At 43.3% G+C, this 20,011-nt stretch carries 11 protein-coding genes; 1 reads left to right on the forward strand and 10 read right to left on the reverse strand.

Annotation, left to right across the window (positions count from 1 at the left end):
* Window positions 1-26 precede the first annotated feature (26 nt).
* The 7 genes from aroB to pilM form a co-directional block, all read right to left on the reverse strand.
* Window positions 27-1,133 carry a 3-dehydroquinate synthase gene (gene aroB / locus JMX07_RS02115; RefSeq protein ID WP_201605968.1) on the reverse strand — a complete coding sequence of 369 codons (1,107 nt, stop codon included), beginning with the start codon at window positions 1,131-1,133 and terminating at the stop codon, window positions 27-29.
* 75 nt (window positions 1,134-1,208) lie between these two features.
* On the reverse strand, window positions 1,209-1,769 hold the full coding sequence (gene aroK / locus JMX07_RS02120; RefSeq protein WP_102093188.1) for a shikimate kinase AroK: 561 nt from the start codon (window positions 1,767-1,769) through the stop codon (window positions 1,209-1,211).
* 205 nt (window positions 1,770-1,974) lie between these two features.
* Complete coding sequence (pilQ, locus tag JMX07_RS02125) at window positions 1,975-4,326, reverse strand: type IV pilus secretin PilQ (protein WP_201605977.1); 2,352 nt, start codon at window positions 4,324-4,326, stop codon at window positions 1,975-1,977.
* Window positions 4,327-4,353: 27 nt separating this feature from the next.
* Window positions 4,354-4,887, reverse strand: coding sequence for a pilus assembly protein PilP (locus tag JMX07_RS02130; RefSeq protein WP_165598124.1), 534 nt, complete (start codon window positions 4,885-4,887; stop codon window positions 4,354-4,356).
* On the reverse strand, window positions 4,887-5,606 hold the full coding sequence (locus tag JMX07_RS02135; protein WP_179799317.1) for a type 4a pilus biogenesis protein PilO: 720 nt from the start codon (window positions 5,604-5,606) through the stop codon (window positions 4,887-4,889). The genes JMX07_RS02130 and JMX07_RS02135 overlap by 1 nt, the downstream gene beginning before the upstream one ends.
* Window positions 5,603-6,256 carry a PilN domain-containing protein gene (locus JMX07_RS02140; RefSeq protein WP_201572584.1) on the reverse strand — a complete coding sequence of 218 codons (654 nt, stop codon included), beginning with the start codon at window positions 6,254-6,256 and terminating at the stop codon, window positions 5,603-5,605. The genes JMX07_RS02135 and JMX07_RS02140 overlap by 4 nt, the downstream gene beginning before the upstream one ends.
* Window positions 6,256-7,311, reverse strand: a complete 1,056-nt coding sequence (pilM, locus tag JMX07_RS02145) for a type IV pilus assembly protein PilM (RefSeq protein WP_101204296.1) — start codon at window positions 7,309-7,311, stop codon at window positions 6,256-6,258. The genes JMX07_RS02140 and pilM overlap by 1 nt, the downstream gene beginning before the upstream one ends.
* A gap of 193 nt (window positions 7,312-7,504) precedes the next feature.
* Here pilM and JMX07_RS02150 point away from each other — a divergent pair, with 193 nt between their 5' ends.
* A complete protein-coding gene (locus tag JMX07_RS02150; RefSeq protein WP_201605978.1) occupies window positions 7,505-10,141 on the forward strand; it encodes a penicillin-binding protein 1A in 2,637 nt (878 codons plus the stop codon).
* Window positions 10,142-10,301: 160 nt separating this feature from the next.
* Here the strand turns inward: JMX07_RS02150 and JMX07_RS02155 are convergent, their stop codons facing one another.
* The 3 genes from JMX07_RS02155 to rpoB all read right to left on the reverse strand — a co-directional run bounded on the left by JMX07_RS02155 (window position 10,302) and on the right by rpoB (window position 19,480).
* Window positions 10,302-10,826, reverse strand: a complete 525-nt coding sequence (locus tag JMX07_RS02155; RefSeq protein WP_201549320.1) for a DUF6586 family protein — start codon at window positions 10,824-10,826, stop codon at window positions 10,302-10,304.
* Between the two features lie 166 nt (window positions 10,827-10,992).
* Entirely contained in the window at window positions 10,993-15,210 is a 4,218-nt protein-coding gene (gene rpoC, locus JMX07_RS02160) for a DNA-directed RNA polymerase subunit beta' (RefSeq protein ID WP_102090387.1), read from the reverse strand.
* 151 nt (window positions 15,211-15,361) lie between these two features.
* On the reverse strand, window positions 15,362-19,480 hold the full coding sequence (rpoB, locus tag JMX07_RS02165; protein ID WP_201572590.1) for a DNA-directed RNA polymerase subunit beta: 4,119 nt from the start codon (window positions 19,478-19,480) through the stop codon (window positions 15,362-15,364).
* Window positions 19,481-20,011 lie beyond the last annotated feature (531 nt).

Consider the following 20,011-nt stretch of genomic DNA (forward strand, 5'->3'; position numbering starts at 1 on the left):
ATATATAAACGATAATTTTTAAAACGTTACGCGCTATGTTTTGACAAAACTTCATGCAATAACTGGCTGTCAAACTCATTAGTCATTACCGCATCGCCAATTGATTTTAACAAAATTAGGCGGATTTGTCCGTGTTTCACTTTTTTATCGTGTCCCATTAAGTCTAGAGCAGTGTCTACATCGATAGCTGGTGGCGTAATAGGTAAGTTTGCCAATTCTAAAACACGCTTAATACGTACAACTTCATCAGCAGTTAACCAGCCAATCTTTTGCGATAGCTCAGCTGCTTGTACCATGCCAGCCGCCACTGCTTCGCCATGCAACCAATTGCCATAGCCTTCATGCGTTTCAATCACATGACCAAAAGTATGACCAAAGTTCAATAGCGCGCGCACACCGGACTCTCTTTCGTCTTGTGCCACTACATCGGCTTTGTATTGACAGCAGCGCTTTACAGCTTCACCAAGTACTGCCAAGTCAAGCGCCATCATTGCAGGCAAGTTTGCCTCAAGCCACGTTAAAAACGCCTCATCCATGATAAGGGCATATTTAATAATCTCAGCCACTCCAGCCGATAACTCACGCGCAGGCAGTGTCTTAAGCGTACTCATATCAGCAAGCACCATTTGCGGCTGCCAAAAAGCACCAATCATATTTTTACCTTGCGGATGATTGATACCCGTTTTACCACCAACACTAGAATCTACTTGTGACAATAGTGTCGTTGGAATTTGAATAAAGTTTACACCGCGCATAAAGCTAGCAGCAGCAAAACCAGTCATATCTCCGACTACACCACCACCAAGAGCAATAAGTGTCACATCGCGATTGAAGTGTTCTGTCATTAGCGCATCATAAATCTGATCAATACTTGCCTGATTTTTGTATTGTTCGCCATCTGGCAGTACGCACACCTTTACCACAAACTGCTCTGCTAGCTCATCTTCTAATGCTTGCAAGTACAGAGGTGCCACAGTGTCATTAGTAACGATCAATACTTGGCAACCCTTAATATAAGGTGCGACTTGCTTCGCCATACTGCTATGTTTAGTCGTAGATTGTTCAGTAATGACAATAGGATAATCATGACTTTGCGTATGAACTATTAGGCCATCATGAAACGGCATTACCATGTGATACTCCTAAAGCATTTTCGATGAGGTAAAAGTAATTGAGTCTGCATATCAATCGTAGTTGCCAGTCTATTACTAATCTTCTTGGTGCGCTGAGGCGTCGGTAGTGCAATCGACGAATGATTCTAGCTGCTGCATCAATTGATTGACCATGTGGCGTGGGTACGTGTGACCAGTAGGCATAATAATATGGGCGACTTGGCGATAGAGTGGATCGCGAGCACTATATAAATCTTGCAGTATTTTTCTAGGATTAGGCTGCTGCAATAACGGTCGAGACTTATCTTTAGAGGTACGGGCTAGTTGCACCTCGACAGGTGCGTTAAGATAAACGACGATGCCACGCTGTTTTAGGAACTCTCGGTTTTCAGCACACATGACTGCACCGCCACCGGTCGCTAAAACGATTTGAGAGTTTTGGGTCAATTCATCAATGGCACGCGTTTCACGCTCACGGAAACCTGCTTCACCTTCTTTGGCAAATATCCAAGCAATGTCGGCACCTGTCTGCGATTCAATATACCAGTCGCTGTCTACAAAAGTGCGACCTAACTGCTTGGCAAGCAGTTTTCCGATTGTCGTCTTCCCTGCTCCCATCGGACCCACTAAAAACACCGACGGTAATTCCTGCCCCATAATACTTACTCAGCTAAATTAGGTATGATACAACGTCATTGTTATTCTGGCTAGTAATGAGCCGTGATTATTGTGAGTAAAATTTAGAGTGCATCATTCATCGGTACATACATAGGTATTACAACGCTAAAACCACTAATTTCGCGCATAAAAAAAGCAAGCACTATGGCTTACTTTTTTTAGTAACTAGCTAAACAATTTATGATTAGTTCAGACGACTCGTACCATCATTAATAAGCTTTGGAGTTACGAAAATAAGTAGCTCTTCTTTGTTGTTGCTTCGTACATCTTTACGGAAAGCACGACCAATATAAGGCAAATCACCTAAGAAAGGAACCTTCGTTACTTCGTTATTGGTACGGTTTTTAAAGACGCCACCTAGCACCACTGTCTGACCATCTTCAATAATAACATTGGTTGATATAGAATCCTCAGAGATAGCAACCTGATTATTAATGATTGTCGGCGTGCCGTTGGTAATGACCAATTGCAAACCAATTTTACCATCAGGTGTGATATTTGGTGTCGCTTCTAGACTTAATGCAGCTTCTCTAAAGCTGGTTGTTGTTGCACCACTGGCTGATGCTTCTTGATACGGAATCTGAGTACCAGAAGAAACCTTTGCTGTTTGCTTGTCTGCGGTCAAAATCTTTGGTGTAGAAATAACTTCACCACGGTTATCCGCCTGCAGTGCTGATAATTCAAGATCAAGCATTACGTCAGACATACTGAGCAAACCAAAGGCAATACTACCAGCTGGGTTAGAGACGCCTAAATCAACGTTTAGGTTATCAGGACTAGTAATGTCATAAGAAGGATAAGAAACGGTCTGACCATTTACGGTCGTCGTCTCTATATCAAAGTCCTTAAGATCAGCTAGTGTTTGGTTGCTACCACCGACCAATAAGCTACGGTTATTAGCTGCACCATTTGACAAGATACCCCAACGAACACCAATCTCTTTACTGAAGCTATCAGTTGCACTGACGATACGTGCTTCAATCATGACCTGACGAACAGGAATATCAATTTTGCTGATTAGTTTATGGATGTTTTCGATACTGTCAGCAACGTCTTTGATAATCAAAGTATTGGTACGTTCGTCAACCGTTACCGTCCCACGATTGGATAACAATGTATTATTATCCTCACGATTTGCGAGGCCACTACTATTACCAGTCGCGCCGCTACCTTGCGAAATAAGGGTTAAAACATCTTGTGCTTTTGCATAGCTTAAACGAATGTACTCAGTACGCAAAGGTGCGTAAGATTGAACAGCTTGCTGTGCTTCTAGTTCACGTGCTTCTTGCTCAGCCAGCTCAGTAGAAGGCGCAACCAAAATCACATTACCATTCTCACGCTTACCCAAGTTTTTGCTTTTCAAAATAATATCGAGGGCTTGATCCCAAGGAACGTTAATCAAACGCAAAGTGATGTTGCCAGCAACGGAATCACTTGCCACGATATTCATCTCAGTAAACTGCGCCAAAATATCTAAGACACTACGAACCTCAACATCTTGGAATTCCATAGATAGCGGTTCGCCACTATAGACTCTTTCTTCCAACGTCGGCTCACGTAACAGCTCAGGCTTTTTAATACCAATATTTAACTGATTACCTGATTGGTAGGCTTGATACTCATAATCGTCATTCATGTTGATGGTAACGACGCCATTCTGACCTTGGTTTTTGGTATCAATACTACCAACAAGACCGCTGTTAATATTCAATCGGCGTAACAAGTTTCTCGGAACCGTACTACCAGTCAAACGTACAACAAGTTTATTACCTTGGCGCTGCACATCTACTGGAATAGCTTCGTTAGCCAGTACCATACTGACATTACCGCCACCATCACTGCCTGCTGAAAAATTGACTGCGCTTAGCCCATCATAGCTATACTGCTTGCTTACTTGCGAAGCAGCCAATTGAGGATTCAAAAGCGGATTGACTCTGACCACCATCGTATCAGCTGGTACTTCGTTCTTCACGACTACCTTGCTTGTGGTACGTACAGGCGCCACTGGTACGGTAGAACTCTCAACGATAGGCGTAACGACCGCGGTTGTTGTCATACTATTATTGTTATTGAGCACATCTTGAATCGGGTCGCTGGTAATAACTGGACGATTAGGGTCAGTGATGGTCAGCAATAAATCATTGCCTTCAATCGCTGTTGTATAATTTCCTGATTCTTTTAAACCAACGATGAGGCGCGTGGTACTGTCACTACTTAGCGTAGTAACGTCATTAATCGCACCGATATTATATTCATTAAAGCGACTAGCAAGCCCATTCTGTACTTGTTCGAAATCTAGGACTAAGCGACTAGGATTATCAAGCTGATAGGCTGCAGGCAATACTGGCAATCCTGTAAAGCCCAAACGCATTTGCGTCACTGCAGGTGCGGTCTGTACTACAGAGACATTATCGATGCGCTGTGCAGCATGAGCACTATTAGTCACAGCCACCATACTGACTGCCAGTGCTGAAATGGCAAAAGCAGAAGACATGCGGTTGCTCATCATCATTACCTTGTTATTGCGTACTGTCATTATTTATTCCTCAAAAAATCTGCCGACTTAGCTTATAGGGGATACCAGCGACTGGGGTTTTTCTACAAACCCTGCACGGCTATCTGGCACAATTTCAATCAAGTTAACCTGGGTCGGCGTGATTTCAACAATACGGCCGTCATTCAATCCAAGATAATCGCCTACTTTAACACTCGCAACCGAACCATCGGGACGTTGTATCAATGCATATCGCTGACCTTCGGGCGAAATCACCACACCTCGGAAGACCAATTGCGACAGTTCATACTGCTCAAGCGGTTCTTTGATTCTGTTGATATCTGGTCGTACACCATCTATAGGAGTGGTCGGGCCTTGCACATTGACTAAACTCGGTGGTAAAAATGGACTACGTTGCGAGCTTGCGCTATATACAAAATCTTCTACCAGTTCGGCTTTAGGCGGCGGCTCAATAGGCTGTGCAGGCTGGTTGCGGATATCGGTCATTGCCTGCTCTGCCATACCTATACGGTCACTACACCCTGTCATAGATAAAACAGTGACACTTAAAACCAATAGCATGGGCATTCTTTGGATATTCATTAGTTGCCTCCTGCATTTGCATCAGTAGCGGCGGCGGCATCACCTTCAGGAGCCGCTTCTTTAGAGCGATAAGTCTTAGTTTGCAAGACTAAGTTAAGCTCTGGCAAAACATCCAATGTAGGCTGCGGGTTACTAACTTCAAAATCATGCATCGTAATAATTCGAGGCAGTGCAGCAAGACCACTGATAAAGCTACCAAACTGATGGTATTCACCCAAAGCCGCGATACGTATTGGCTGCTCAATAAAGAATTCATTTTCAATTTCAGGCTCTACTGAAATATCCTGAAAACGGATATTACTACCAACGCCTGTCATGTTTATGCCTTCTACCAATTCTGACACACGCGTATCTTTCGGCAACTGATCCAATAAAGTATTAAATTCAGTTTCCATTTGGACAACTTGTGCCTGATACGCTTTTAAATGACGTGCGCGAGATTCTTTTTCACGGTAGCTATCAAGCAAGGTCTGCTGCTGGCTTTCAGCCGCATTGATCTCATCGATTTTGCTACTGATGGGTAATGCCCATGACAATGCTGCGATAAAAGTGATGATAAGACCAATCACTGTCACCTTGACAGGCAATGGCCAACTGCCATAGTTTTCTGAATCTAGCGACTCAAAACTACGGCGAAACTCATTTAAATCGAATTGCTTTTTTGGCTTTAAAGCAGATTTTTTGGTTTTAGAGAGGCTCTTTTTGCGGATAAGCTTCATAACGCTCCTCCTAGACCAGTATCGGTGTCAGCAGCAGTCGGAGTTTCCGATTGTACTCTAGTCGTTACTACAAACTGTACGTAACTGTCTTCAGGATAAACAGGTCGCGCCTGCTCACCAGTATTAACCGTATTATTGAGGACTGGAGCAGCCTCATAAGCGCTAATATTCTGTTGAATGTTACTTACTGCTGAGTTGCCCATCCATTTACTGTTATCAAGGTTACGAATCAGGCTGGACACAATGTTTGGATTGTCCGCTAAGCCTGTCAAAGTTAGCGTATCACCTTCACGTTTAAGGTTATTTAGATAAAGTGCTGGTGGAATAGCTTTTGCCAAATCATCCCATAAACGTACAGGCACAGGACGTCGCCCCTGCAAGTCTTGAATGACTTGCATGCGTGAAATAATGTCTTCACGGCGCTGCTCTAAACTGTCAATCTCGGTCAATGCGGTGTCTAAGCGAGTATTTTCTTGTTCGATCAATGCATTGGCATCAAGCTGCTCATCAAGTTCATTGTTGAAATAACTCCATGAAGCAAAGGCTGCTAACAAGGTCAGTAACGTCACCGCCACTATTAAAGTCATAAACTCTTTGTTACGACGTTCACGCTCTTCTTGTCGCCAAGGTAAAAGGTTAATACGAGCCATTAGTCAAAGCTCCTTAACGCAAGACCGCATGCAGCCATTAAGCTTGGCGCATCAACCGCCAGTTGCTCATTATCGATATTTGGCGCAATAGTCATATTGGTAAAAGGGTTGGCAACACTGACAGTTACACCCAGCTTTTGTTGTGCCATACCAGCGAGACCTGCAATAGAACTGCTGCCTCCTGCAAGCACCACATGATCGATACTGCTATATTGACTTGATGAAAAATAAAACTGTAAAGAGCGAGTGATTTGTTGAATGGTATTTTCTATAAAAGGGGTTAGTACTTCAGGATAGTAGTCATCAGGCAAGGTACGTTCGCGTTTACTTAGTGTCGCTTCTTCTGCTGATAGGCCATAGCGATTTTGTATTGCCTCGGTCAGCTGAGCACCGCCAAATAACTGCTCACGACTATAAATAAACTCACCATTCTTAGCGATGTATAATGTGGTTTGATTGTGGCCAATATCTACCAATGCTACTAGTTCTGGTACGTTTGGAAGGCTATCCACCATCAATCCAAACGCACGCTCGATTGCATGAGACTCGATATCCATGACTTTCGTTTGCAAGCCACCAAAGGCTAAAGCATCGACACGCTGGTCGACGTTCTCTGAACGAGAAGCAGCAAGCAACACCTGAACCATATCTTCACTAACCAAAGACGGTCCTAATACTTCAAAGTCTAGATTGACGTCTTCTAATGGATAAGGCACATACTGGTCGGCATCTAAACGTATTTGCGCCTCACGCTCTACATCGCTGAGTGTCATATCCATATCAATGATTTTAGTAATCACTGCAGAGCCAGAAACAGCGGTCGCAGCATTGCTACCCGCGACTTGGCAGCGTCTTGCCAAGCTCGTTATAATATTACCGGCAGCTTCTGTATCTACTAGAATCTTATCGACCACGATACCTTCCGGTAGTCTTTCAATACCATAAGATTTTAGGTGGAACATGCCTTGCTGACGCTGTATGTCAACCAACTTTACTGAAGTGGCACAAATATCCACGCCAATCAAATGTCGACTTTTGGAAGTAAATAGCCTCACTAGCTCTATACCTTATATTAAGTGTACAATCTGGTAGTTATTTGTAATAATTCAATACAATACTTTACTTAATTGATAGATTCAAGCATTTAAAAATATATTAAGGCCAACTTACACATTTATTATGACCTGCCTATTTTGTTCAATGTATAATAATATTGTCTGCTACAAATTCTAACTAATAAGTCTTATTATGGCCAAAACAAATGCTACCGCTCGTCTCATTCGCTTTTTGGTGGGACTCTTTATCGCTTGCCTAGCATTGGCAGTTGTTCTAGCACTTGCTGTACCTATTGGTTTTTATGGGATGGCCATGTATCTATCGCCAACCCTACCTAGTACGCAAGAAATTAAAACAGCCAAATTAGAAATGCCATTACAGATTTATAGTAGTGATGATAAATTAATCGGCCAATACGGCAATCGTTTATCATTACCAGTTAGTTTTGATGAGATTCCTGAAGATTTAACTCATGCTTTTTTAGCGGCCGAAGATGCTTCTTTCTTTCAGCATAGCGGAATCAGTATTAAAGGTCTTGGTCGCGCTGTCACCGAAGCAGTCACTGATGACGATGGTCAAACCGGTGGCTCTACCATTACGATGCAGGTCGCTAAAAACTATTTCTTAAGTCCAGAGCGTACTTTAAACCGCAAACTCACAGAGTTGTTTTTGGCGCGGAAAATCGAAGACGAGCTGAGTAAAAATGATATTTTGACGCTATATGTCAATAAAATCTATCTGGGCGAAGGTGCCTACGGCATTCGTGCTGCGGCCAAAAAATACTATAGTAAGTCATTAGACAATTTAACCATTGCTGAAATGGCCATGTTAGCCGGTCTACCAAAAGCCCCTTCTAAATATAATCCTGTTGCCAATCCTAGCCGTGCACTGACTCGCCGCAACTGGATCGTTGGACGCATGCATGAGCTTGGCTATATTACTAAAGCTCAGTACGATGAAGCGGTCAACTCCCCTATAGGTATCAACCTATATAAAGAAAAGCTCGATGTAAATATGCCTTATTTGGCAGAAATGACGCGCGCTTCTTTGGTCGAACGTTATGGCGATCAAGTCATGCACGGTGGCTGGCGCGTACGTCTCACAGTAGATAGTAAAGCACAAACAGATGCAGAAGCAGCAGTAGTAACAGGCTTAATTGCCTATGAGCATCGCCATGGTTGGCGCGGGGCTGAAGCAAATGATGAGCCTCTTGAAAACTTCCAACGCTACAGCAACATGTCTCCTGCCAAAGTGACTAAAGTCAATTCTCGTAGTTTTGACGCAGTCCTACAATCTGGTGAAGAAGTGACCGTTAATTGGTCTGGTATGAAGTGGGCACGTAAATATATTTCTGCTGACCGTATTGGTTATTACCCTAGCAATGCCAGTCAAGTCGTTAAGAAAAACGATATCGTTCGTGTGATACCTACTTCGAATGGCAACTGGCAATTAGGTCAAATACCTAAAATCCAAGGCAGTTTGGTTTCGTTGAATCCAGAGACTGGCGCTGTAAATGCATTGGTTGGTGGCTTTGATTTTAACCACAGTAAATTCAACCGCGCTCTACAAGGCTGGCGTCAACCTGGCTCAACCATTAAACCGCTTGTTTATACGGCCGCTTTAGAAAAGGGTTATCGCCCAGATACCATCGTGTCTGACCGAGCTATCCAAGTAGGTGATTGGAAACCGAAAAACTCTGATGAACGTTTCTTAGGTGATATCACTTTACGTCGTGGTTTATATTTGTCTCGTAACCTTGTATCTATTCGCTTGTTACAAGCGATCGGTATCTCAAGTACGCGCAACCTATTAGATGAATTCGGTCTTGATAAAGAAAAGCTACCAACAACCTTGTCATTAGCACTTGGAGCAGGACAAGCCACCCCTTTACAAATGGCCACGGCTTACTCAACTTTCGCGAATGGTGGTCATCGTGTCCAACCTTACTTTATTGAACAAATTTACAATTATAAGAACGAGCTGTTGTTTCAGGCAAATCCACGTCAAGCATGTGCACTATGCTTTAACGAAAAACTTGAAAAGGTTAATAGCAGCTTAGTTGAAGAGTATGAGAAGTCAATTGAAGCGCTTGATGATAGCACTAATGAAATAACTGCCGATAATTCATCATTAGAAAACAATGATGTTAGCGAAACAACAGATAAAGAGCTTGATTTAACGGTATATAACGCAGGTCCACAGTCAGACCGCCTAAAAGCGCCTGCCGTACAATATGTAAGAGCCAAACAAGCACCGCGCATACTGCAACCTAGAGTGGCTTTTGAGATGGCAGATATACTACGCGATGTAGTCCAACGCGGTACAGCGGTAAGAGCAAAGGCATTAGGTCGCAATGATATCGGTGGCAAAACTGGTACCACCAATCAGGCCAAAGATGCGTGGTTTGCTGGGTTCCATCCTACCAATGCGACAGTAGTATGGATGGGATTTGACCAACCATCTACTATGGGCCGCCGTGAATACGGTGGTGTAGCAGCGCTGCCAGTCTGGGTGGACTTTATGAAAGCTCAGCTGAAAGACACGCCAAGCCAGTGGGTATCCATCAATAACCGCTCAAAATCCAGAAAACAACAGCAAAGTATCATAGAGATGACTGATGATGGCGTCCTAGTTAACGATACCTCCAATAAATCAGCGAAACCAGTTAAGACTCAAACTCAGCAGCGTAAGCCTTCGGTTCCAGAGCCTACTGAAGAGACGGGCACTCCAGCATCAACGAAACCAAGTAGCAACCGTAGTGATGATAGCGTACCGGAAAATCCATTAACAGTGACGCCCGTTGAAAGTATGCCTCCGATGCCTGAGTAATAAACAAGACCATTCTTAATTAATAAGAAAAAGGCTTATTCAGTAATGACTGAATAAGCCTTTTTTATGCGCTGTAGACTATGGCCTACCCTACTTAATCATACTTTCAAATGGTTCAATAAATAGTGATCAACAAATAAATTTTCTAGTGCACTTACTATTAGAATTCAACCATACCTGCACGCAGTTGTTCAATCAGCTCTAAAAGCTGATTACGCCATTCTCGTATTGTGGTCTCATCAGGCAGCCATTGATTAGATAAAGTGACAACATTGACAATCAAGTCTGGCGACGCTGAATGACTGCTTAGCGCTTCATCGACGATAGTATCTGGTGGTACTGCATACAGACAGCGCTGATAAGCACGTTCTATATTGGCGATAAAACCTTGCTGCTGTAATTGCTGCAGACGCTGAATCTCAGGAGATACTTGGGTACGCTCGCTCAATGCTTGTTCAATATCGAGCAAAGTTGGCGCTGTCATATTTAAGCTATAGAAATGACCGAGCTCCTGAATAAATGCTAATAAAGCACCATGTAAATGAAAAATAGCAGTCTCACAATGGGCTTGGTATAACTGCTTATCATTGGTACTTCCTGCAGATTGGCAAGATAAACGACAGAAATATAACTTTTGATTGGTTCGATCTGCTTGATATTTGGCGACGCGAGTTTTACCTGCCATTTGCTAATTATCCTTTTATGAATAGTGAATTAGAGCGTATTTCCAGTGTACTATTTTTTTAGATGATAGCACCATGCCTTTCTTAGTTTTTTATACGCGCAAAAAAGCCAGCAACTTAGGCTGGCTTTTTTATCAAATTAAGAATGAATCAAAATACTTAATACGATTAATTATCTTGATTTAATTCTTGAGCAAATGCTTCGTCGAAGCTTGCAAAGTCTTTGCTATCAGTGCTTGCAGTCATATCAAACGCTGCATTCAAATCTTTATCTTGTAGCTTCTGATCTGCTTTTTCTTTGCGTGCTTTATGATAAGCAAGACCAGTACCTGCAGGGATCAAGCGACCAACAACCACGTTTTCTTTCAAACCACGTAGCTCATCTACTTTACCAGTCACAGCAGCCGCAGTTAGTACACGGGTTGTTTCCTGGAAAGAAGCCGCTGAGATAAAGCTTTCAGTTGCTAGACTTGCTTTGGTGATACCTAATAATTGACGCTCAAACTGTACTGGGAATTTATCTTCCGCTTCTAGCTTCGCATTCAATGCTTTGATATCTGCATACTCGACCTGATCACCTTTGAAGTGACTTGAGTCGCCGCCGTCAGTGATTTCAACTTTACGCAGCATCTGACGAATGATAACTTCGATGTGCTTGTCGTTGATTTTTACACCCTGCAAGCGATAAACGTCCTGTACTTCGTTGACGATATAATCAGCAAGTGCAGTCTGACCTTTCAAACGTAAGATATCATGTGGGTTCTGTGGACCATCAGCGATCACTTCACCACGTGCTACCGTCTCGTTTTCAAAGACGTTGATTTGCCGCCATTTCGGGATTAGCTCTTCATGTACTTCACCATCTTCATTAGTAATAATGAAGCGGTTCTTACCTTTAGTCTCTTTACCAAAGCTAACCACACCAGTCATTTCTGCCATGATGGCGTGATCTTTTGGACGACGTGCTTCGAACAAGTCAGCAACACGTGGTAGACCACCGGTAATATCTTTCGTACCAGAAGACGCTTGTGGTACACGGCCTAGAATCGAACCTGCTGCTACTTTTTCACCATCGCTTACGCGGATGATAGTTTCAGCTGGTAAGAAGTAAACCACTTCTTTGCCTTCGTCAGTGTTCAAGATAATCGCAGGACGTAAGTCTTTTGCTGAGCTTGAACGGTCACGAGTGGCTAGAATCTCAAATGAGCTCATACCAGTCGCATCATCAACCTTAACTGTCGCAGTCATACCATCAGTGATGTCACTGAAGCGTGCGGTACCAGCAAATTCCGTGATGATTGGATGCGTATGCGGATCCCACTTAGCGATAGTTTGACCGCCTTCAACCTGCTCTTCGTCTTTCACAAGTACGCTTGAACCATATGGTACTTTATAGCGCTCACGCTCACGGCCAAGCTCATCGGTCAATGCGATTTCAGCTGAACGCGATACGATGACTAAGTGACCATCAGTATGCTGTACTGTTTTCATGTTTTCAAAGTGCGCTTGACCAGCATTACGTACAGAGATGCTGTTGTCTACAGAGGCTGAACTCGCTGCCCCGCCCACGTGGAACGTACGCATGGTTAACTGAGTACCCGGCTCACCAATAGACTGAGCGGCCATAACACCGACTGATTCGCCGATATTTACTTTATGACCACGTGCAAGGTCACGACCATAACACTGTGAACATACGCCATGTTCGATATCACAAGTAATTACTGAACGTACCCAGATATCATCGATTGCGTTGTTATCAAGGACGTTGACCCAGTACTCATCGATCAATGTACCAGCTGGAATCAATACTTTATCAGCATCGTCATTATAAGTAACGTCACGGGCAGTGACACGACCCAGTACTAGCTCACCTAACTTCTCAATGATTTCACCACCTTGGATATGTGGTTTCATGAGTAGGCCTTCTTCAGTACCACAATCATCGCTAGTGATAACCAAATCTTGTGCCACATCAACCAGACGACGAGTTAGGTAACCCGAGTTAGCTGTTTTCAGTGCCGTATCCGCTAGACCTTTACGTGCACCGTGAGTTGAGATGAAGTACTGTAGTACCGTCAAACCTTCACGGAAGTTAGCTTTAATCGGCGTCTCAATGATTGAGCCATCTGGCTTAGCCATCAAACCACGCATACCAGCCAACTGACGAATCTGTGCCGCACTACCACGAGCACCAGAATCTGACATGATAAAGATAGAGTTGAATGACTTCTGCTCGTCTTCTTCACCTTGTGCGTTAATAACTTTATCTGTTGCCAAGTTGTCCATCATCGCCTTAGCGACTTTGTCATTGGTACGTGACCAGATATCAACTACTTTGTTATAGCGCTCACCAGCAGTTACGAAACCTTGCTCGAACTGATCTTCGATTTCGCGAACTTCGCCTTCTGCCACTTCGATGATTTGCTTTTTAAGTGGTGGAATGACCATGTCGTCGATACCGATAGACACGCCAGATAGTGTTGCTTGAGCAAAACCAAGATACATCAATTGGTCAGCAAACATAACACTTTCTTTTACGCCAACTTTACGGTAGCAAGAGTTGATCAAACGAGAGATATTTTTCTTCGTCATCTCTTGGTTACACTCATCAAACGTCATACCTTTAGGCATGATGTTCCAGATAAGTAGACGACCAGCAACCGTATCTTTGATACTGATTTCTTTGGTCTCGTTACCTTCTTCGTCAATTTGCGTCTCAGTAACACGCACTTTGATCTTGGCGTTTACATGTAGATCGTTTGAACCAATTGCACGCAATGCTTCATTAACGGTAGCAAAAATCATGCTCTCGCCTTTGGCATTGATAGACGAGCGACTGATGTAATATAGACCTAGTACAACATCCTGAGATGGTACGATGATCGGATCACCGTTCGCAGGTGACAAGATGTTGTTGGTAGACATCATCAAGGCACGTGATTCAAGCTGCGCTTCTAGCGTCAATGGCACGTGAACGGCCATTTGGTCACCATCGAAATCGGCGTTGAATGCAGTACAAACAAGCGGATGCAACTGGATTGCTTTACCTTCGATCAATACTGGCTCAAATGCCTGTAGACCCAAACGGTGAAGTGTTGGCGCACGGTTAAGAAGTACTGGATGCTCACGGATAACCATGGCCAGCATATCCCACACTTGTGGCTCTTCACGCTCTACCATCTTTTTGGCAGCTTTAATTGTAGTCGCTAAACCATGAGACAATAGTTTGTTATAAGTAAATGGCTTGAATAATTCTAGTGCCATTTTCTTAGGTAGACCACACTGATGTAGACGTAGTGTTGGACCTACAACGATAACCGAACGACCAGAGTAATCGACACGCTTACCAAGTAAGTTCTGACGGAAACGACCTTGCTTACCTTTGATCATATCTGCCAAAGATTTCAATGGACGCTTGTTACTACCAGTGATGGCACGACCGCGACGACCGTTATCAAGCAACGCATCTACTGACTCTTGCAACATACGCTTTTCGTTACGTACGATGATGTCAGGTGCGCTTAGCTCAAGCAGACGCTTAAGACGGTTGTTACGGTTGATCACACGGCGATATAGATCGTTTAGATCTGACGTCGCAAAACGGCCGCCTTCTAGCGGTACTAGAGGACGCAAATCTGGTGGTAGTACTGGCAAGATGTTCATTACCATCCACTCAGGCTTGTTATTAGAATCACGGAATGCTTCTAATAATTTGAGACGCTTAGACATTTTCTTAAGCTTAGTCTCAGAACCTGTTTGTGGAATCGCTTCACGTAGCTCATCGATTTCAAGATCGATATCGATGTCTTTTAATAGGTCTTGAACGGCTTCAGCACCCATTTTGGCTGTGAATTCATCACCGAACTCTTCAAGCGCTTTGTAATAATCTTCATCATCAAGCAACTGGTACTTTTCTAAACTAGTTAGACCAGGCTCAGTAACGATATAGCTTTCAAAATATAGAACGCGCTCGATATCACGTAGCGTCATGTCTAGCAATAGACCGATGCGGCTTGGTAATGATTTTAGGAACCAAATATGCGCAACTGGACTGGCTAGGTCGATATGACCCATGCGATCACGACGAACTTTAGCAGTGGTAACTTCAACACCACATTTTTCACAGATAACGCCTTGGAACTTACGGCGCTTATATTTACCACATAAACATTCGAAGTCTTTTACTGGACCAAAGATTTTGGCACAAAAAAGACCATCACGCTCAGGCTTGAACGTGCGATAGTTGATGGTTTCAGGCTTTTTCACTTCGCCGTGCGACCATGACTTGATGACGTCAGGTGAGGCTAAAGTAATTTGAATGCTATCAAACTCTTGGTTACCGTTGCCGGTAGGGCTTTGCATGATATCGAGTAAATCTTTCAAGTTGCTTCTCCGTTATCTTTATAATCATCTGACAGCGTACCATTGACGCAGATAAGATGAATGAAGGCAATGAATAGGGTTGAGACAAATCACTAAAAGCAGCAGCAATAAAGCAGACTGCCTTTAGTGGACAACTAAGTTAAACAACGGGCTAGTTGCTTTGTTTTAACTCAATATTAATACCCAGTGATTTGATTTCTTTGGTCAGTACGTTAAACGACTCAGGCATGCCTGGATCCATATACTGCTCACCATCAACGATGTTTTTGTACATACGAGTACGGCCTTCAACGTCATCCGACTTCACCGTTAGCATTTCTTGCAACGTGTAAGTCGCGCCGTATGCTTCTAGTGCCCATACTTCCATCTCACCGAAGCGCTGACCACCAAACTGAGCTTTACCGCCCAATGGCTGCTGCGTCACTAGAGAATAAGAACCCGTTGAACGCGCATGCATTTTGTCATCAACCAAATGGTTAAGCTTGAGCATGTACATGTAACCAACGGTTACTTTACGGTCAAACTTCTGACCTGTACGACCATCATATAACGTCTGCTGACCATCGCGATCCATACCAGCAAGCTCGAGCAAGTCTTTAACTTGGCTTTCTCTTGCGCCGTCAAATACTGCTGTGCCCATCGGTACACCGCCACGTAAGTTGTCTGCTAGCGCCATGATGTCATCATCACTCAAGCTATCAAGATCAACTTGCTCACCGCCTACTTGGTTATAGATTTTGTCCAAGAAGTCACGTAACTCTTTGATCGCTGCTTGAGATTTGAGCATACCGTCAATCTTCTCGCCCAATCCTTTCGCTGCCATACCCAAATGCGTCTCTAGAACCTGACCGATGTTCATACGAGATGGTACACCAAGTGGGTTCAATACGATGTCAACGGTATTACCATTTTCATCATAAGGCATGTCTTCAACTGGCATGATACGCGATACAACACCTTTGTTACCATGACGACCAGCCATCTTATCACCAGGCTGAATACGACGCTTAACCGCTAGATATACTTTAACGATTTTTTGTACGCCATGCTGTAAGTCATCACCAGCAGTCAATTTGCGTTTTTTCTCAGCAAACTTCACATCGATGTCTTTTTGCTTATCAACCAAGTAATCAGCGATTTGCGTTAGACGCTCAGAGATTTCTTCTTCTACTGGCTGAATATCAAGCAATGTCTCAAGGCTCATATCTTTCATATCAGCCAATGCCATAACCGTACCAGCTTTTAGACCAGCACCGCCGCTGACTTTTTGGCCATCTAATAGATTACCAATACGACCACGTGCTGCTTCTTCAAAGATACGTAGCTCTTCTTTCAAATCTTTGCGATAGCTATCAAGCTGCGATTTTTCAATCGCTCTTGCGCGTGCGTCTTTTTCAACGCCATCACGGGTGAAGACCTGTACATCAATAACCGTACCTTTACTTGAAGTCGGTACGCGTAGTGAAGTGTCTTTCACATCAGCCGCTTTTTCGCCAAAGATAGCCCGTAGTAGTTTCTCTTCTGGCGTTAGTTGCGTTTCACCTTTTGGCGTCACTTTACCAACTAGAATATCACCAGCGTCAACTTCAGCACCGATATAGACGATACCTGCTTCATCAAGACTTGATAATGCTGCTTCACCAACGTTTGGAATATCAGCAGTGATCTCTTCTGTACCTAGCTTGGTATCACGAGCCACACAAGTCAATTCTTGGATATGAATAGTAGTGAAACGATCTTCTTTAACTACTTTTTCAGATAGCAAGATTGAATCTTCGAAGTTGTAACCATTCCACGGCATAAATGCGATGCGGATGTTCTGACCTAGTGCTAGCTCACCAAGATCCGTTGAAGGACCATCAGCCAAGATATCACCCAAAGCAATCTCGTCACCTTGGTTAACGATGATACGTTGGTTGATACAAGTGTTTTGGTTAGAGCGCGTGTATTTGATCAAGTTATAGATATCGATACCCGCTTCACCAGCAGTCATCTCGTCTTCGTTTACACGAACAACGATACGTGATGCATCAACATCTTCAATCACACCGCCACGCTTAGCGATCACACAAACACCAGAGTCACGAGCAACGTGACGTTCCATACCAGTACCTACTAACGGCTTATCAGCACGTAGCGTAGGAACAGCCTGACGCTGCATGTTCGAGCCCATCAAGGCACGGTTAGCATCATCATGCTCTAGGAACGGAATCAGACCTGCTGCAACCGATACTACCTGACTTGGTGATACATCCATATGCGTCACTTTTTCTGGCGGCATACGAACAAATTCACCATAGCTACGTACACTGACCATCTCATCAGATAACGCGCCATCTTCAGTCATTGGAGAATCAGCCTGTGCAATGACAGTACCTACTTCTTCGATTGCTGATAGATACTCAATAACGTCAGTCACTTTACCATCAACCACACGGCGATATGGCGTTTCTAAGAAGCCAAAGCTGTTGGTTTTAGCAAAAGTCGCTAGTGAGTTGATTAGACCAATGTTTGGACCTTCAGGAGTCTCAATAGGACATACACGGCCATAATGCGTATCATGTACGTCACGTACTTCAAAGCCTGCACGTTCACGAGTTAGACCACCAGGTCCTAACGCTGATACACGGCGCTTATGGGTAACTTCAGACAACGGGTTGTTCTGATCCATAAACTGTGACAACTGGCTTGAACCAAAGAATTCTTTAACCGCAGCCGCTACTGGCTTAGAGTTAATCAAATCTTGTGGTGACAAGTTGTCTGATTCTGCTGAGCTTAAACGCTCTTTTACGGCACGCTCAACACGTACTAGACCAACACGGAATTGGTTTTCTGCCATCTCGCCTACTGAACGAATGCGACGGTTACCAAGATGGTCAATATCATCAACATCGCCGCGACCGTTACGAATCTCGATAAGTTCTTTTAGGACGTTAACGATATCATCATTGGTCAATACACTGCGTTCGCGCTGGATATCAGGATCATCAGTATTATCAAATTCTAAACCAAGACGACGGTTGAACTTCATACGACCGACGTTTGATAAGTCATAACGATCTGCGTTGAAGAACATGCTCTCAAACAGTTTCTCAGCAGTTTCAACCGTTGGTGGCTCACCTGGACGCATTACTTTGTAGATTTCGATCAACGCTTCTTCACGGCTTGAGGTGCTATCAGCACGTAGCGTATCGGCAATATAACTACCTTGGTCGATATCGTTAGTGAACAGAATGCTGAACTCTTTGATGGCACCACTGGCTTCAAATGAGTTCAATTTCACCAATAACTCGTGGTCGATTGGCGTGTTCGCTTTAGCGATGATTTCATCATTAACAACGATGTCTTCAGCTAAAATACGCTCATATAGGTATTCATCAGGCACAGCAATTTTCGTCATACCTGCTTCTTCAAGCTGACGGATACGGCGTGCGTTAATACGTTTGCCCTGCTCTACAATAACGTCACCTTCAGGTGATACGATATCAAACTGCGCCATTTCGCCACGTAGACGATCAGCAACTAGATCAATTTCAAACGTCTCTTCAGCTTTATAAACAGCGACTTTATCAAAGAATAAATCTAGGATTTCAGAAGTCGTTAGACCAAGTGCACGTAGAATGATTGATGCAAGTAGTTTACGGCGACGGTCAATACGAGCAAATACTAAATCTTTTGCATCAAATTCAAAGTCTAACCATGAACCACGGTAAGGGATAATACGTGCGTTATAAAGCACTTTACCACTTGAATGCGACTTACCTTTATCATGATCAAAGAACACACCAGGTGAACGATGTAGCTGAGATACGATAACACGCTCAGTACCATTGATAATAAAAGTACCGTTAGCCGTCATCAAAGGCATCTCACCCATATAGACGCTTTGCTCACGGATATCTTTGATAGCAGCTTTGCTATCTTTGTCTTTGCTGTCTTTGTCTTTGATGATCAAACGGATTTTGACACGCATAGGCGCAGCAAACGTTGAACCACGTAAGATACACTCACGCTCATCAAATTCAGGCGTGCCTAAATAGTACTCAACAAATTGTAGCTCTGCGTTACCAGAGTGACTCTCAATTGGGAAAATAGAGGAATACGCAGCTTGCAAACCAGTATTCTCACGAGCTTTCGGCTTTTTGTGCTCTTGCAAAAATTGCTCGTAAGAATCTACTTGAATAGACAGTAAATAGGGAATGTCCATTACAGTGGGCAATTCAGCAAAACTTTTGCGAATACGCTTTTTTTCAGTATAAGAATATGCCATCGAGAGTCCTTACAGTAAACGTGGAAACAAATTAAAAGCGTGGCCAGTATGCATAAATACGATGCAAACATGGCGACGTAAACGATAATATAAAACGGGTCTTCGTGTTCAGTTCATGTCTTTTCTGTCAATTACTACTTTACTCTTCAGTGCTTACCTAGCACACTTCACTTAATCTCGTCGTTGGTTGCTATATTCATGGTAAGTGAATCAGTCTATATGACTGTTGCAACCAAAAAATTCAATATTATATAATCTATAACGCATTGCCTATCAGGCTTACTTTACAAATACATTGCTGGGAAATAATGTCTATTAAGATTGCATCCATACCACTTGCCATCTAGACTACTTATTACCGAACCATGTTCCCTACACATACAAACTGTCTATAAGACTGAATGTCGACAGTCATGCCACACCAAGTAGGCAACTTATGATCAACAGCTTTTTTAAGAATACCGCTTTTTTCAGGATTAATAATCGGGGTAACTATAACTTTTAGAATCAGTATAAACTATAGTGTTGATA

Origin of the sequence: Psychrobacter immobilis, assembly GCF_904846235.1 — a bacterium.
In the GTDB taxonomy this organism is placed as follows: Bacteria; Pseudomonadota; Gammaproteobacteria; order Pseudomonadales; family Moraxellaceae; genus Psychrobacter; species Psychrobacter immobilis_C.